General features: G+C 56.3%; 13 protein-coding genes. 11 read left to right on the top strand and 2 right to left on the bottom strand.

Annotated elements, in window-relative coordinates; genetic code table 11:
- The first annotated feature begins 106 nt into the window (after positions 1 to 106).
- The 4 genes from ASD46_RS22730 (at position 107) to ASD46_RS22715 (ending at position 4,998) form a co-directional block, all read left to right on the top strand.
- Entirely contained in the window at positions 107 to 835 is a 729-nt protein-coding gene (locus tag ASD46_RS22730) for a LuxR C-terminal-related transcriptional regulator (RefSeq protein ID WP_003517620.1), read from the top strand.
- 214 nt (positions 836 to 1,049) lie between these two features.
- Positions 1,050 to 2,453, top strand: a complete 1,404-nt coding sequence (locus ASD46_RS22725; RefSeq protein ID WP_013761290.1) for a glutamate-1-semialdehyde 2,1-aminomutase — start codon at positions 1,050 to 1,052, stop codon at positions 2,451 to 2,453.
- A gap of 117 nt (positions 2,454 to 2,570) precedes the next feature.
- On the top strand, positions 2,571 to 3,641 hold the full coding sequence (locus ASD46_RS22720; RefSeq protein WP_003517624.1) for an NAD-dependent epimerase/dehydratase family protein: 1,071 nt from the start codon (positions 2,571 to 2,573) through the stop codon (positions 3,639 to 3,641).
- 13 nt (positions 3,642 to 3,654) lie between these two features.
- Positions 3,655 to 4,998, top strand: coding sequence for a DUF4910 domain-containing protein (locus tag ASD46_RS22715; protein ID WP_060642734.1), 1,344 nt, complete (start codon positions 3,655 to 3,657; stop codon positions 4,996 to 4,998).
- A gap of 4 nt (positions 4,999 to 5,002) precedes the next feature.
- On the opposite strand, the gene rfbC is transcribed toward ASD46_RS22715, so the two are convergent.
- Positions 5,003 to 5,530 carry a dTDP-4-dehydrorhamnose 3,5-epimerase gene (gene rfbC / locus ASD46_RS22710; RefSeq protein WP_060642733.1) on the bottom strand — a complete coding sequence of 176 codons (528 nt, stop codon included), beginning with the start codon at positions 5,528 to 5,530 and terminating at the stop codon, positions 5,003 to 5,005.
- Positions 5,531 to 5,837: 307 nt separating this feature from the next.
- On the opposite strand from rfbC, the gene ASD46_RS22705 reads away from it, so the two are divergent.
- From ASD46_RS22705 to ASD46_RS22675, 7 genes are all read left to right on the top strand, one after another.
- The gene (locus ASD46_RS22705; RefSeq protein WP_060642732.1) at positions 5,838 to 7,130 is read left to right on the top strand and encodes a class I SAM-dependent methyltransferase; all 1,293 of its coding nucleotides are present in this window, start codon (positions 5,838 to 5,840) and stop codon (positions 7,128 to 7,130) included.
- Positions 7,127 to 7,939: a glucose-1-phosphate cytidylyltransferase gene (locus ASD46_RS22700; RefSeq protein WP_060642731.1), complete on the top strand. Its 813-nt coding sequence runs from the start codon at positions 7,127 to 7,129 to the stop codon at positions 7,937 to 7,939. The genes ASD46_RS22705 and ASD46_RS22700 overlap by 4 nt, the downstream gene beginning before the upstream one ends.
- Complete coding sequence (locus tag ASD46_RS22695; RefSeq protein ID WP_026330955.1) at positions 7,936 to 8,589, top strand: PIG-L deacetylase family protein; 654 nt, start codon at positions 7,936 to 7,938, stop codon at positions 8,587 to 8,589. Before ASD46_RS22700 ends, ASD46_RS22695 begins: the two co-directional genes overlap by 4 nt.
- 86 nt (positions 8,590 to 8,675) lie before the next feature.
- Complete coding sequence (locus ASD46_RS22690; RefSeq protein WP_060642730.1) at positions 8,676 to 9,386, top strand: helix-turn-helix transcriptional regulator; 711 nt, start codon at positions 8,676 to 8,678, stop codon at positions 9,384 to 9,386.
- Positions 9,387 to 9,440: 54 nt separating this feature from the next.
- A complete protein-coding gene (locus ASD46_RS22685) occupies positions 9,441 to 11,603 on the top strand; it encodes a GumC family protein (protein ID WP_060642729.1) in 2,163 nt (720 codons plus the stop codon).
- Between the two features lie 3 nt (positions 11,604 to 11,606).
- Positions 11,607 to 12,866 (top strand): polysaccharide biosynthesis/export family protein, encoded by a 1,260-nt coding sequence (locus tag ASD46_RS22680; RefSeq protein WP_060642728.1) that lies wholly within the window; start codon positions 11,607 to 11,609, stop codon positions 12,864 to 12,866.
- 224 nt (positions 12,867 to 13,090) lie between these two features.
- A complete protein-coding gene (locus ASD46_RS22675; protein WP_060642727.1) occupies positions 13,091 to 13,387 on the top strand; it encodes a hypothetical protein in 297 nt (98 codons plus the stop codon).
- A gap of 540 nt (positions 13,388 to 13,927) precedes the next feature.
- On the opposite strand, the gene ASD46_RS22670 is transcribed toward ASD46_RS22675, so the two are convergent.
- Positions 13,928 to 16,234 carry a glycoside hydrolase family 28 protein gene (locus tag ASD46_RS22670; RefSeq protein WP_060642726.1) on the bottom strand — a complete coding sequence of 769 codons (2,307 nt, stop codon included), beginning with the start codon at positions 16,232 to 16,234 and terminating at the stop codon, positions 13,928 to 13,930.
- Positions 16,235 to 16,273 lie beyond the last annotated feature (39 nt).

Genomic DNA, 16,273 nt, shown 5'->3' with positions numbered 1-16,273 from the left:
ACCTCCGACGTCCGTTGTGCCGGCTCGTAGAAAGAAACTCTTCGGTTGCGTCTCTGCCAAGCCAGGCAGGTTCGCAAAGCAATCTTTAGCGCGGATAGGACATAACATGCTGACATCAGTTCCTAACAACGGACATAGCCAATTCTCATCAAATTTCCATGTGGTTGCGCATTCGAAACCTATGGAAACTTCGGTCAGAAAGCTGGCGATCATCGACGACCGCGCGCTCGACCGTGAGTGTCTGGCTCAGAGCCTGATCGCATACGGCCTTGATATGGAAGTCGAGTTGTTTTCATCACTCGACGACTGGAGACATGCTCCAAACGGCCAGCATAGCGGCATCCTGGTCAATGTCGGTCGCAGCGATTTTTGCGATGACGTTTCCCTTCACGAGTTGCGGGAATTCATCGCCGATTTCCCTTATCTGCCAGTCGTCATTCTTGCGGAAAACCGCGATCTGCGTCAGGTCATGAGGGCGTTCGACGCGGGAGTTCGCGGGTACATCTCCTCGTCGATAGGGTTGGCGGTGTGCGTGGGCGCCATCTCACTTGCATTGGCGGGCGGCGCTTTCGTATCAGCTGAAAATCTGAGCGATCTCAGGCAGTTGCTCGTGGTTGCGGAAGACAAGGAACGTCAGCGCACGGCCATGTTCACCCAACGTGAGGTCGATGTCATCAACGCCTTGACGCAAGGCAAGCCAAACAAGATCATAGCCTATGAACTCAATCTTCGTGAAAGCACCGTAAAGGTACATATTCGCAATATCATGAAGAAAGTCGACGCCAAAAACAGAACGGAAGTGATCTTTAAAATATCCGATCTCTTCAAAAACTAGTCATGTGTCGTGCAGTGGACCTGTTGTAAATCCATAATTGCCTGCGGGTGTCGGGCCCCGCAAGATGCAAACGCATCGGAACGATTATGACAAGAAGATTGTACATCTCCTCTAAGCCTTTCGGCTAGCATTCCAAGCATAAAGACGGGGTGACGGCCACCGGGCCGGATACGGTAATCTCTGGTCATTGGACATATGGACCCGGGATTTCGCCATGCAAACTTTCGTCGAAAATTTCGAAAACTCGGACCGACTGCGCCTGCGCTCCCGCAACATCATACCGGGCGGCGCACATACCTATGCAAAGGGTGACGACCAGTACCCTGTCCTGTCTCCCGGCTTCATTGAAAGGGGATATGGCTGTCATGTCTGGGATGTCGATGGAAATGAATATATCGAGTACGGTATGGGCAATAGGGCTGTCGGCCTTGGCCATGCCTATGCCGACGTCGTAGAGGCTGCGCGTGCGGAACTATACCGCGGCTGCAATTTCACGCGCCCCTCAAAGATCGAGGTGGATTGCGCCTCGACCTTCCTTGATACGATCCAGACGGCCGAAATGGTCAAATTCTGCAAGAACGGTTCCGATGCGACATCCGCTGCGATACGACTTGCGCGGGCTGTTACCGGCCGCGACCTGATCGCGCGCTGCAGCGACCACCCCTTTTTCTCCACCGACGACTGGTTCATCGGAACAACGGAGATGAATGCGGGCATTCCTCAGGCGATCCAGAATCTGGTCCTTGGCTTCAGCTATAATGATCTGGCGAGTGCGCGCAGTCTGTTTGACCGTTTTCCAGGCCGCATAGCCGCCTTCATCCTGGAGCCGTCGCGCGGTGATCCGCCTCGGGACCAGTTTCTTCACAAACTCCAGAATCTTTGCCACGAAAACGGCGCGCTTTTCATTCTCGACGAAATGATCACCGGCTTCCGCTGGGATGCGGGTGGCGCGCAGAAGACATACGATATCGCCCCAGATCTATCCTGTTTCGGTAAGGCGCTGGGGAATGGCTTTTCGATTTCCGCACTTGCCGGCAAGCGGGAGTTCATGGAACGAGGCGGTATCGATCAAACCGATGCCCCCCGCGTCTTCCTGCTTTCGACGACGCATGGCGCGGAAACGCATGCGATGGCCGCGGCCATCGCAACCATGAAGGTTTACACGCAGGAACCCGTGGTCCCACATCTGGTCCGACAGGGAAATTCGCTGCGCGCCGCCATCAGCCAGATCGCAATTGCGCACGGGCTCGATTCCTATTTCGGCATCCAGGGCCATTCTGCCTGCCTCAGCTACTTCACGCTGGACCAGACCGGAAAGCCGTCTCAGGCTTTTCGCTCGCTGTTTCTGCAGGAAACCATCCGTCGCGGCCTTCTCGCACCGTCTCTCGTTGTAAGCTACACGCATGAGGACGAGGATATAGCCAAAACGCTTGACGCCATCGATGGAGCGCTCGTCGTCTACCGTAAAGCGCTGGAATACGGCGTCGACAAATTCCTGACAGGACGCCCATCCGATGTCGTCTTCCGGCGTTTCAACGGCAACGCGCAGCATCAGGCCAGCCATGGGTTGGTCATGGCCGACATGCCCGAATTATCGGAAAGCATCCGAAAGCCTTAACCGAGCGGGGCACCTAGACCGTTCGCATTATCGATACAGCCGCTTTGCGCGGTGCATCGATCTAGCCTGAAAAGATACGCTCGTTGCGATCGAAAATAGATTTTGAGGGGAAATTTCATGCACGTTCTAGTCACCGGGCATCGCGGATACATCGGCTCCGTCATGGTACCCATCCTGCGCAAAGCGGGTCACGAAGTACACGGCTACGACACTGAATTCTACCATCGCTGCGCTTATGTTCCAGGCGGACCTTTGCCGCAGGTCCCCGGCGTCTGCAAGGACATCCGCGATATCCAGCCTTCGGATATGGAAGGTTTCGACGCTGTCATTCATCTTGCGGCGCTGTCCAACGATCCGCTGAGCAATCTCAATCCGGAAATTACCTATGAGATCAATTACCGCGGCAGCGTTCGGGCAGCGCGAGCCGCAAAGCAGGCAGGCGTCAAGCGTTTCATCTTCGCCTCGTCGTGCAGCAACTACGGCGCCGCTGGCGAAGGACTGGTCAACGAGACGGCCGAGCTGAAGCCGGTATCGGCCTACGGCACGTCGAAGGTCTTGGCGGAGCGGGAGATTGCAAGCCTTGCGAGCCCCGGCTTCTCACCGGTCTATATGCGTCCGGCAACAGCATATGGCCTTTCGCCCATGCTGCGTTTCGATATCGTCCTCAACAACCTGACCGCTTGGGCGGTGACGGAAGGACTGATCCTCCTGAAATCCGACGGATCGCCATGGCGCCCAATCGTTCACATCGAGGATATTTCGCGCGCCTTTCTGGCTGCGCTCGAAGCGCCCACTGATGCCATACACAATCAGGCTTTCAACGTCGGACAGGATGCGCACAACTATCAGATCCGGGAGATTGCCGAAATCGTCGCTCTCACGGTGCCCGGATGCCGGCTGCAATATGCGAGCGATGCAAGCCCCGATACCCGTTCGTACCGCGTCGATTTTGGCAAGATCGCCCGCGCGCTTCCGGCGTTTAAACCGACATGGACGGCCGCCGCAGGTGCCGAGCAACTCTACCGGGCCTACAAGAGCGCCGGCCTGACAATGGCCGAATTCGAGGGGCCGCACTATCAGCGGATCGGCCAACTCCAGAAGCTGATCGGCGACAAGGATATCGACATCAACCTGCGCCGCCCCATGGCCGCGCCGCGCCAGAACGCCGATATTGCAGCATCGGTTTAAACAGGAGGCCCGGATGGGCAAGATAGAGCCTGGTGCAAAGCTGACAGGCGATGCATGGAGAGAGGCAGGTATCGGCCAGACTATTCATGATCTGGCTTCCCGCCTCTTTCCGATCTGTCGCAGCATCACCGGCAAAGGCGTGTGTGACACCATCGATATCCTTAAAGACTATATCGATATCGAGCAGCGCGCCGTCCCTAGCGGGACGCGGGTTTTCGACTGGACGGTGCCCCAGGAATGGACCGTCCGGGACGCCTATGTGAAGAACGCGGCGGGTCGCAAGGTGATCGATTTTCAAATGTCGAACCTGCATCTCATGAGCTACAGCATCCCTCAACGTCGCGTGATGCCGCTGGCCGAACTGCAAGCGCATATCTACACCTTGCCGGCACAACCCGATCTCATTCCTTACAAAACAGCCTATTACACGGATGCCTGGGGCTTTTGCATGTCGCATCATGAATTCCTCAAGCTAGAGGAAGGCGACTATGAAGTCGTCATCGACACCGAAAAGGTGTCAGGCAATCTGTATTACGGCGAATATCTGCATATCGGACAAAGCACCAAAGAGGTGCTTCTCTTCGCGCATATCTGTCACCCGTCGCTCGCAAACGACAATTGTTCCGGCCTGGCATTGCTAACGTGTCTTGCTGCAGGCCTGAAAAGCAGGTCCACATATTACAGCTACAGGTTCGTCTTCGCACCCGGAACGATCGGCTCCCTGTCATGGCTTGCGCAGAACGAAGACGGGATATCGAACATTGCGCATGGTCTTGTGGTTTCTTGCATTGGTGACGGGGGCGGGCCGAACTACAAGCGCAGCCGCAGGGGAGATGCACTGATCGACCGGATCGCCGCCTGCACCCGCTGCGGAGAGGATCGCAAACGTCTGGCAATCGCCGACTTCATTCCCTACGGCTATGACGAGCGCCAATTCTGTTCGCCGGGCTTCAACCTGCCGGTTGGACTGCTGCAGAGAAGCGCTTTCGGAACCTTTCCCGAATATCACACCTCGGCCGACAATCTCGACTTCATCGAGCCCAAACATCTCGACTCATCCTTTTGGATGATCATGGACATGATCGATGCTCTCGAAGACAACTGGACGCCGTTGAACCTTCGGCCCAAGGGTGAGCCACAGCTGGGGAAATACGGGCTTTTCCCTGCGATAGGCGGCCATAAGACGAATGACGACCGTACCATGGCCTATCTATGGATACTCAACCTCGGCGATGGAACCAACTCGCTACTGGATATCGCCGAAAGGTCTAAAATGCCGTTTGTCGATATTGCGAGCGCTGCCGGCAGGCTGCTCGAGGCGGGCCTTGTCTCGAACCTCGGTTTCCTGACGCGCTAAACCTTCATTGCAAAGCGGGCCAACCGAGGTCCTTTTCCGATATGACCGAGGGCGGCGCAGGCCATTCTACACCTATCGCGGGCTCGTTATAACGGATCCCCGCGGCACTTGCCTCGGCATAGGGCGCCGAAATCAAATAGGACACAGCAACGTCGTCGCTGAGCGACTGGAAGCCGTGTGCAAAACCCTCGGGAATGTAGAACTGCGCGCCATTGTCGGCCGACAACACCATGCCAACCCATTGCAGATAGGTCGGCGAGCCGCGGCGCAGATCGACGGCGACATCCCATATCGATCCTTTGACGCAGGACACCAGCTTTGTCTCCTGATGCGGCGGCCGCTGGAAATGCAGCCCTCGAACGGTGTGTTTAAGCTTCGATAGAGAAAGGCTGTGCTGACTGAAGTCCGATACCAGCGCGTTGCTCTCAAATTCCCGCTTGCAGAACGTCCTGGCAAAAGAGCCGCGACTGTCCCGCACAGGCACCGTACTGACGACCCAAAGCCCCTCGATTTTCGTCTTCTCAAACAGCATTCGGCGCTCCTGATGCAACCCCGTATTCAAGAAGAATTCTCCGCCATTTCAGCGGCTCCGGAATACACCCATAGGCAGCACCATACCTTGAAGGCGGTCTGGCAAATAAGTCACCCTTTCGGTTGCGGAAACCAGCCGCCGGAAGCGCATTTTAGCGGATTATCATATCAACCTACGGCTTATGGATGACGTTTTCGAGCCGAATGCAGTATCGTCACCCACCCCGATCCATAGTATTTTTTCCAGTTAATAAAAGAATTTTCTGGAATTCACTCAAAGACACTGTGATGAAATCAGGGGGCGTCAGATGAACAATGAGGCAGTTTTTTCTGCAAGATTGAGCTCGACGCATCACGTCGGGCTTTGCCGTCTCTGCAGCTCGCCATTGGTGCATACCTTCGTTGATCTTGGAATGTCTCCGCCCTGCGAAAGCTTCGTCGCAGCTGATGCAGCCAACGACGTCGAGCCATTCTATCCGCTCCATGCATTCGTTTGCGACGAATGCTTCCTCGTCCAGCTTCAGGAATATGTGGCGCCCGAGAATATTTTCACGGAGTACGCGTATTTCTCCTCGTTCTCGGACAGTTGGGTCGCTCACGCGAAACGGTATTGCGACATGGTCATCGAGCGCTTCGCGCTTGGCGAATCCAGTTTCGTTGTCGAACTTGCCAGCAACGACGGTTACCTGCTGCAGCACTTCCTGACCAGCAACATTCCGATGCTTGGAATTGAACCAGCGGTCAACGTCGCAAAGGTGGCGATCGGGAAAGGTATTCCGACACTCACGGAATTTTTCAACGAGGCTCTAGCGACCGATATGGCGGCCAGGGGACAAAAGGCCGATCTCATCATCGGCAACAATGTCCTCGCACAGGTGCCTGATATCAACGATTTCGTTGCCGGCATGAAAGCCTTGCTCAAGCCTGATGGCGTCATCACCCTCGAGTTCCCGCATATAGAAAAGCTAATCGAGGAGAACCAGTTCGATACGATCTATCACGAGCACTTTTCCTACTTCTCATTGCTGACCATAGAAAAAATGGCCCGCCGTCATGGGCTCAAGGTTTTCGATGTCGAAGAGATACCCACACATGGCGGTTCGCTGCGGGTCTTTTTCTCGCACCAAGACGGCAATTTTCCGCGTGAAGCCCGCGTGGATAGCCTTCTGGCACGGGAGTTGAACGCCGGGCTCGACAAGATCGAGACCTATACGGCATTCTCCGAAGCCGTGCGCCAGACCAAGCGAAACCTCCTGTCTTTCCTCATCCGCCTCAAGGAGATGCGCAAATCGATCTGCGCCTATGGCGCACCGGGAAAGGGCAACACTCTGCTGAATTATTGCGGTATCGGCACCGATTTCATCGATTTTGCAGTAGATCGCAATCCTTACAAACATGGTCGCCTCACACCGGGAATGCATATCCCGATCCGGCCCGTCAGCGAAATCCAGCGCATAAAACCGGACTACGTTCTCATTCTCCCCTGGAACCTGAAGACTGAGATCGTTGCACAAATGAACGACATCAGAAACTGGGGCGGGAAATTCATCGTACCAATTCCTGACATATCCATCATTGATCCGAAGGAGTTGGCACAATGAAGGTCGTCTTGTTCTGCGGCGGCAGGGGTACCCGCATCAGGGAATATTCCGAAAGCGTCCCGAAACCGCTGATCCCGCTCGGGTCTCAACCGATCATGCGGCATGTCATGCAATATTACGCCCGTTTCGGACATGAGGACTTCATCCTCTGCCTTGGCTACAAGGCGCATGTCATAAAAGAATTCTTTCTGAACAGCCGGCCGGAAAGCTATGCCGATTGCGTCATATCGAGCCCCGGACGCGTGGAGTTGCTCGAGGAATTGCCGAGAGACTGGCGCGTATCCCTGATCGATACCGGGATATGGCGCAATATAGGCGAGCGCCTCTGGGCCGTACGTCATCATCTCAAGGGCGAGAAGATGTTCCTTGCCAATTATAGCGACGGCCTGACCGACGTCGATCTCGACGACATGATTGCCCAATTCGAAAAGAGCGACAAGCTCGCCTGCTTTCTCGCTGTCAGACCGCCCCTCACCTACCACCTGGCGGAAATCGACGAGAGCGGAAGGGTCCGGGAATTTCGGTCGTCGGAAACATCCGATATGTGGATCAACGGCGGCTACTTCCTGATGCGGCCGGAAATTTTCGACTACATGCGCGAGGGTGAAGAACTCGTGCTGGAACCGTTCTCGAGGTTGATTTCTGAAGACAAATTGATGGCCTACAAACATGAGGGTTTCTGGCGGTCAATGGATACGCTGCGCGACTGGCAGACGTTGGAGGCGATGGTCGAGCGTGGTGACATGCCATGGATTGGAGACGATGGATCAATGGCACGCAAGTCGTCAAACACGAAACTGCTGCCATGAAAAACATGTCCCTCGCCTCCGCCGGTGATCGCCTGTCGATCCTTTGTCTAGGAGCTCACTCCGACGACATTGAGATCGGCGTCGGAGGCACCGTCCTCAGCCTGCTTTCAAAGGGCGTGTTGCTTGATGTCTATTGGTGCGTCCTCAGTGCCGGCAACGAGCGGGCCCTGGAAGCGCGCAGTTCCGCCGAAGCTTTTCTTGCAAAAGCAGCATCCTACTCGATTGAGCTCGCATCGTTTCAGGACAGCTACTTTCCCTCGCAAAGCCGCGAGATCAAGTCATGGCTGCTGACATTGCGCGACAAAGTCAGCCCTGACGTCATATTCACACATAGTCGCGAGGACGCGCATCAGGATCACCGCGAAATCAACAGGCTCACATCCAACATCTTCAGAAATCACCTGATCATGGAATACGAAATCCCGAAATGGGACGGCGATTTCGGCAGGCGAAATGCCTATGTGCCGTTGAGCGAAGACGCGATGAACATGAAGGTCGAGCTTCTCTTGCAGCACTTTGGAACACAGAGATCCAAGGACTGGTTTGACGCAGATACCTTTCGCGGCTTGGCGCGGCTGCGGGGAATGGAATGCCGTGCGCCTACACGTTTTGCGGAAGCCTTTACCGTCAGAAAGCTGACGTTCGCCTGAAACAGGCGAAAGCCTGTTGACGTTACGAAATCGACGTTTTTCGGAAATTAAAAGAAACCAAAAACAATACAGGGGGCATTTTCGTCATGATCCATAACCACATCTCCGAGAACCCACCGGAAGGCGCACCGCATCCGCAGGCCGCATCAAGTGCGGCTGGCTATATCGGCATCATAGATCGTCGCATGCTCGAGCGGGAATGCCTCGCCCATAGTCTCAACTATCAATATGCGGACAGGCGCATCCTGACCTTCTCCAATCTCGGCGAATGGCAACAGGCACGCGCGGAAATCGGCATGCCTGCGGCAGTTCTGGTCAGTGCCTGGCCTGGTCCGTCGGCAGAGACAAACAGCGAGCTTGCGGAGATTGTCGCTGCGGTTTCGCCGGCCGCCGTCGTCGTGCTCTCCGACGATCAGGATATCAATACTATCCTCGATACGATCGCTCTTGGCGTGCGCGGGTATATATCGAGTTCCGTCAGCGTCGATGTCTGCGTCCAAGCGATCAGTCTTGCAATCGCGGGCGGCCGTTTCATACCGGCCAGCAGCGTCATGAACATGAAAAGTCTGTTCGGCCTGACGGCACACGCCGCCATACCGCCGATGAAATTTACAAGCCGTCAATCGGCTATCGCGGAGGCCCTGCGGTGCGGAAAGGCCAACAAGGATATCGCTCTGGAGCTGAACCTTTGCGAAAGCACCATCAAGGTACATATCCGCAACATCATGAAGAAGCTTGGGGCAACCAACCGCACTGAAGTTGCCTGCAAGATCGGCGACATGGCGTACGAGCGCTAAGCACACGCCCCTCACCGACCGCTACCGAATGCTCCGCTCACAGCAGGAACCGTCATGATCCAGTCGTCATCATCTCCGGGTGAGCAGGAAGGTATTTCCCGCTTCATATCCATCCTGCGGGAGCGGCGCAGAGCCGTCTTCATCTGTTTTCTCGCCAGTTTCACAATCGCGGCAATCGGCTATGCGCGAACCCCGATCCGATACAAGGCCGAGGCGACCCTTGCACTTGATGTCCGCAAGCTTCAAGCACTCCCCACCGAATCCGTTGTCTCTCCACTGCCTCAGGAAAGCCCGGTGCTTCGAACCGAACTCGATATCATCGGGTCGAGGTCCATGGCCGAACGGGTTCTTGTCATCCTGCAGAAAGATCGACTGTTCGAAGGGCGGCAAACCAAATCAGACCGGGCGACCACCGACGCGACCGTGCTTGGCAACGACGCAGAGACATCGAAAATGATCGATAACCTCATGACCAACGTTCGTGTGATGAATGATGGCCGGTCGTATACAATTTACATTTCCTATTATGCCGGCGATCCGGCGCTTGCCGCGAAAGTCGCGAATGCGTTCGGGGAAGCGTATATCGACTATCAGATCGATCTCCAGACAACCGCAACCCGGCGTGTCAGCGCATGGCTCGGGGAGCGGCTGGTCAGTCTGCGGACGGAACTAGAGGAGTCCGAACGCCAGGCGTCGCAATTTCGCGAGAAATCCGGATTGATAGACACTGGTGGTCTTCCGCTGCAGTCGCAGCGTCTCTCAAGTCTGAACGTCGAGCTGACGACGCTACAGGCCAAACTGGCGGGGTCAAGGGCGCGCCTGGCCACAGCGCTCGAACTGCAGAAAAGCGGCGATGGGCTCGGGATCACCGAAGTTCTGTCCTCACCAACAATCCAGCTTTTAAGGGCCGAGCAGGCGAGGGTCATCAGAGCCATCGCACAGATCGATGAAAGCGGCGCTGTCATGAGCCCTGAGCGGCCGCAATTATCCTCCCAGCTCAGTTCACTTAACAAACAGATCGATTCAGAGATCGCCCAGATCATCGCTGCCTTGCGCAACGAGATCGAGGTCAACGAAAAACAGCGGCAGGAAGTCGAGGCAAGCCTCAATGATGTGCAACGCGCCATTTCCACGACGGATATGGCAATGGTTCAATCCGGGCAACTTGACCGGGAAGCAGCAGCGAACCGCTCGATCTACGAGACGTATCTGGCACGCTACAAGCAGACCATCGAACAGGACGGTATCGCTACTGCCGAGGCGCGGATCATATCGAGCGCCATGCCGTCCCGTAAGCCCACCAGTCCTGACGAGGGTCTCTGGGGCCTGATTGCGCTTCTTCTGGGCTGCAGCACCGGTTTGGCAACGGCTTTCATCCTGAATTTTACGGACCGGTCCGTTGGCTCCATCACGTCTCTTCAACAGAAAACCGCACTTAATGTCATCGGGCGCATTCCGCGCATTTCCTTCGGAGAGTTCCAGAACAAGCCCGGGAAATTCAGCAGCGGCGCGGCGGACTTCTACAGCGCGTTTGCCGACCTGCAGACCCACATACAGTTAGCCGAGAGCAAGGCCAAAGTGATCGCCTTCACCTCTTCGGCCGATGGAGAAGGCAAGACGTTCGTGATTGCCAACCTTGCCAGATCTCTTGCGATGAGCGGCGTGAAGCTGCTGCTGATCGATGCCAATCTGCGAAACCCGGCTCTCGGAGCGGAATTCGATGTGGGATCGACGTCGCATGTTGCCCAGGCGGTCAGCCGCGAGGTGTCCCTGGACGACGTCATACAACGCGATCAGGTCTCCGGGGTCGACATCATCGTCGCCGAGAAAAGCGACCTGCCGCCAAATCTTGTTCTTGGAAGCAAGCGCTTCGCCGGCCTGATTGCAGAGGCGAGACAGCGATACGAACTAGTATTGATCGAGGCCCCATCCGTTGCCCATGACCTCGACCTTTTGCGGATCGCCAGTCTGTCTGACGCCGTATCCTTTGTAGTCCGACAGGACGTCGCCGATGGCACGGGCATGAAAAACGCCGTCATCAAGCTGCGGGTCGCGGGCCGGCCGATCACGGGCATCATCCTCAACGGAATACGACGCCCGAGAAAGCGTCAACCCCCGGTCTGGCCGAGGATTTTCCGGGACTGGAATACTCATTTCAAGCTGCGGAAACGGGCGACCAGTCTGCGCCCCCCGGCTATCGTCCATAGCGAGAGGTGAAACATGCGCTTCGTGACAAGGTCCAAGGGCTTTTCCCTGATGATGGCCAGCACCACCTTTCTGTCTCTGGCCGTTTGCCAATTACCGGCCGCTGCAGATGGCACCAACTACAAGGTCGCTACCGGCGACGTCTTGACGATCTCCGTCTATGGCGACCCGGGCCTGACCGGCCTCTTCCCAGTCAGTGCAGATGGAACGATCGGTTATCCGCTTCTTGGCAACGTCAACGTGGTCGACCAGACGGTGAACGAAATCGGTGCGCGGATCAGCCGCGATCTGGCAAGCCATGTGGCAAACCGCTCCGTTGCCGTCGCGGTCAAGGAATATGCTCCGATCTTCGTTGTCGGTGACGTCCAGAAGCCGGGAAAATATGAATACCGTCCCGGCATGATCGTGCTTGAACTCTTCGCACTCGGCGGGGGATTGCGCGAGTCGAATGCGCAGAGGGATACCTCGGGCATACAGTTGATCGCTGCCCAGCAGGAATATGAAGATATGTCGATGCAACTCCTGTCGCAGGATATCCGGCGCGTCCGGCTGGAAGCGGAACTGAACGACACCGAATTCGAATATAGGGGCGATGAAATCGGACTTGTCCGGGATCGCACCGCGTTGGAGAAGATCGTCTCATCTGAAACAAGTCTGTTTCGCCTTCGCCTCTCGGCGCAGCAGGACGAAAAGACCAATCTCGAGGTCCAACGACAGAACTTCATTCAGGAAATAGACACGCTTCAGAAAAGCAACGTCATGCGCAGCCAGCAACTGGAGTTGCTCGACATGGACGTGAACGCCTCGAAGGAACTTGTCACACGCGGCGCAGCCTCAGAGTCAGCCCTAAGAGAGCGCAAGCGCGAACTGCTATCCATGAACCAGCAGGTGCTGGAATCAACATCGTTCCTGGCGCGCGCGCAACAAAACAAGAGCGAGGTGGAGCGGCGTATTCTGGAGCTGAAGAGCAAAAGGCATAATGACGCCGCGACCGAATTGCGGGAGACCTCCCTGGACATTATGCGTCTGAAGAAAAAGCTGGCCTTCAGCCTTCAATCCATGGCCGAGATCGGCTCGACGGCGCGGCGGGTTTCCAGCCTCGAGGACATGATCCAAACCAAATTCTTCATCGTGCGTCAGGTTGCAGGCACATATAGCGAAATCGCTGCGGACGAGCATACGCAGGTCCGCGCGGGGGACGTCGTCCGTGTCCGCCTGTCGGTATCCGGCAGAGATCCGGTTTCGGCAGCCGTCGTCACAGGAAGCGTCAACTAGAGAGACGAGCGTCTCTGATGCCCTCGTTTGAGCGGCCCTGTAAAGCAGCTACCGCTTTTGGAGAACTATAGCGCCAAGTCGCAATTTGCTATCCTGAATAGTGCACTCCAACAGTCTTGTAGGAACCGCACCGATCAAAAGGGTTTGCCGACGTTCCGATCGGTAGGCTCCTTACTTCCTCCAGAGAACAGAAATAATCGGCACAAGTGTCGGGGGAGACGGAGATGGAATCTGCGATCGTTCCGGTTGGTTATCACATGGTCAGGCAGCGTGCCGTCATCATCATGAACGGCGAAAGAGGGCTGCAGCCCGTCCATGTGACGCAAGATGCCCTGAACGACATTCAGTCCCCACCGCAGTGCGATGCGCAACGTCTGGCGCAATTCGTCGATGTGTTTGCGACGATAGCGACATCCAAAATCGAGAAGGGAATGTTTGCGTTCGATGGACAGATCTGGATCACGGCGACCGACGTCCGGGCCTGGCTCAATATGGCGACGGAAACCGGACCGGCCAAGTGACGTCTCTCAAACTCTAACGCTTTTATCCTTTTGCCGTTACCCAAAGCGCGAAAATTTGGCAGACATCAGATGGATGGATGTGGATTCTACCGCTTATAGCCAGATTGAACAGAAGCGATAAAAGCGGTTTGTAAGAGTTACCCGTCGCCCCCTGATACTTTGGCGGGTCCCTGGTTACCGGGGTTATCTGGTAACTGGGAGGGCTCGCTCGTTCAACCGGGCGAGCCTATTTGCGTTCTGCACATGCCGTCACCAGCGCCGCGCAAATCTTCTTGTGTCGACGGGTTCAGATTGAAATTTGCAGGAATGTCACCCCAGTCAAACGGAACCACAGACCGCTCGCCACTCATAGAGTAACGAACGATCCGTCGGTCCCCTCGCCTGAAATGAAAACCGCCGAGCCTGAATTTCAATGGCCCGTGGTATCGCATGGCCTTGATTTATTGAGCCATATTCGCCACTTTCCGGCAGCTCGTCAATTCACCGCAGATACGTCATTAGAGGTAGTTTGCCGGGATTTTCGCAGGAATGGACTCTGGTTCAATCAGGTGTTGGCCTTGCAGCATTGGAGGACGATTTAACGGTGCCGGCCTTAGGGCCCCCGTTTCCCATTGCAAAGCCGCTCCATGTAGAGCCGACATTTACCCAGCTGTTCTGCGGATGCATCGTCACGAAACCCGCACTTTGAACGGGCCCTGGCGTTCCTCGGGTAAAATGATTGTCGTAGAGCACCGTGTTGATCCGCGTTGAGCGTTCGTCCGGTCCGGCCTTGAAGCTGCCGTCGTGCGTCCACATGAGTTTGTAGGCATCTACGAAGCCGTAACGGACGTTGGCGAAGGTATTTCCATCAAAGACCGTCCCATTATAGTCGGAGCCGGGATGGTTCCAGGTTTCATATTCGACGCCGATATAGGCGATATCTGTGAACCTGTTCCTGCGATAAATATTCCCCAGACCGCCCCAGATGCCGGCAACCCCGGAATCCGCGAATGTCGTGCCGACATAGAGGCCGCTGTTGCTGCGTGTCACACTGTTGTTGGAATATTGCAGGAAGTACGGGCTAAGTCCCCGCGTCGAGTCCAGCGCAACCGTCATCATGCCGTGTCGCATCTGAGAGATGCGGTTGCTGTCGACCACCACGTCGTAGACGTTGCCGTAGAGAAGAACGCCGGTGGAATCGGAATCATGCTCCGCATAGCTTGACCTGCCATCGAACACATTATCGTATATCACGGCTCTCGATGCGGTCGCTGCCAGAGCAAAACGGCTCGTTCGATCCGGCACGACATTCCAGGGTTGCTCGAGCAGAACGACAGAACCGCCCGTCGACGCGATGTGACGGTGCTGCCCGGCACCTCGCCCGCCAACGATGACGAGATCGAAACCGCCCGGCGCGGCATCCCCCAGATCCGACAGGGACTTGAAGGTAACCGAGTTCGAGGAAGCGCGGACGAAATCGTTCTTAAGCTTGCTCCCGACGATCTCGAAGCAGATCTGTTCGCCCTTGTTGCAATCGACCTTGGCGCAGTCGTGGGGCGCGGCGTTTCGCGAGATGTTTTTCTCAAAATAGAGGTTTCGCATGCTCCCGAAATGCGCCTGGGCAACAAAAAAACGTCCGATGCCATGACCGTCGTCGCGGCTTTCATCCGCATTTGTCAGCTCGTTGCCCGTCATGGCGAAATCGCGCCCACCCCATAGCGCGACGACGGATTCGCCGTAACCCGTCATCCGGAATCGGTTGTTGGAGAAAAATACCTGCCGGCTCGCGCCGTAAAAGGATCCGTTCTCGATCAACTCGGACGCATGGACAAAAAGACCTACGGTGTCCTGGGCATCGAACGCCGGCACGCCCCAGGCGTCGATACGTACGGAATCCAGCCGTGTGTTTTTGGCGTTGCGCAAAGCAAGAAGAGGTTTACCCGCAATGTTGCGGTTGGCATTGAGGGTCAGGTTTCCGAACCGGGTGTCGTCGCCATTAACGACAACCATGCTCTGATCAATCCCGTGGTTCAGCCTGATCTCCGTTTTGTTCACCCCTTCCCCGAACCACGCCACATTGGCGGGCGCAATCAAAGGCTTTGTCACGAGATAAATCCCGGCGGGGAAATACAAAACCGATGGCGCCGTTGCGGCCGCGGCGTCGAGCGCGCGCAAAATGGCTGCGGTGTCGTCGGTCATGCCATCGCCCGTTGCACCGAACTCCCTGGCATCGATGCGCTTTTTATCCTGCGCCGCCCATGGCGATTGCGACAGGACCTCAAGCGTCAGCGGACCGCTCCAGCCGAAGCGGCCGCCATGCGTATTGTGAACCCAAACTTCATAGTTACCCGGTGGCAGAGCCGGCACCTCGAAATCGACCTTGAAGGGGTTGACGGAGATTGCCGGAACATACGAGCCGGCAACAGCGACCGGCTTGATATAGAGATAGGATTGGCTGGTCCCGTTGGACCGCGAAAGGTTGCGTCCATAGACCGAGACGATCGCTCCTGGCGCTGCGGCATCGGGCCCGATCCACCAGCTTTCCGTGCGATTGATTGCGAAGCTGCGCCCTTGAACAGTACCCCGCTGGGGCCTGATCAGGTAGGTGGACCATGAAGGAAGCGTGGCTGGCAGCAGCAGCGTCGCCGCCGTCGCGTCAGCCGTCAGCGACACCAACGGCGTCACGACGCCCTCCGCGACACCGGGGTTTTGCGAAAAGACTTCGAAACCCGTTCGTCCATCGAGATCGACACCGGTCATCGAGACAACCTCGCCAGGGCCCGCCGTTCTCGAAATTTCCGCGATTGCCGGACCCTTGCCGCCTACCTCTGTCCATGGCGGATTGAAGGCATCCGCATCATCCGGCAATCGTGGTTCTGGAACAGGTATCGCAAAACCGAACTTCCG

Source organism: Rhizobium sp. Root491 (assembly GCF_001427205.1).
Taxonomy (GTDB): domain Bacteria; phylum Pseudomonadota; class Alphaproteobacteria; order Rhizobiales; family Rhizobiaceae; genus Agrobacterium; species Agrobacterium tumefaciens.
The sequence above is the reverse complement of the archived record's forward strand: the minus strand, read 5'-3'. Positions and strand labels throughout refer to the sequence as shown.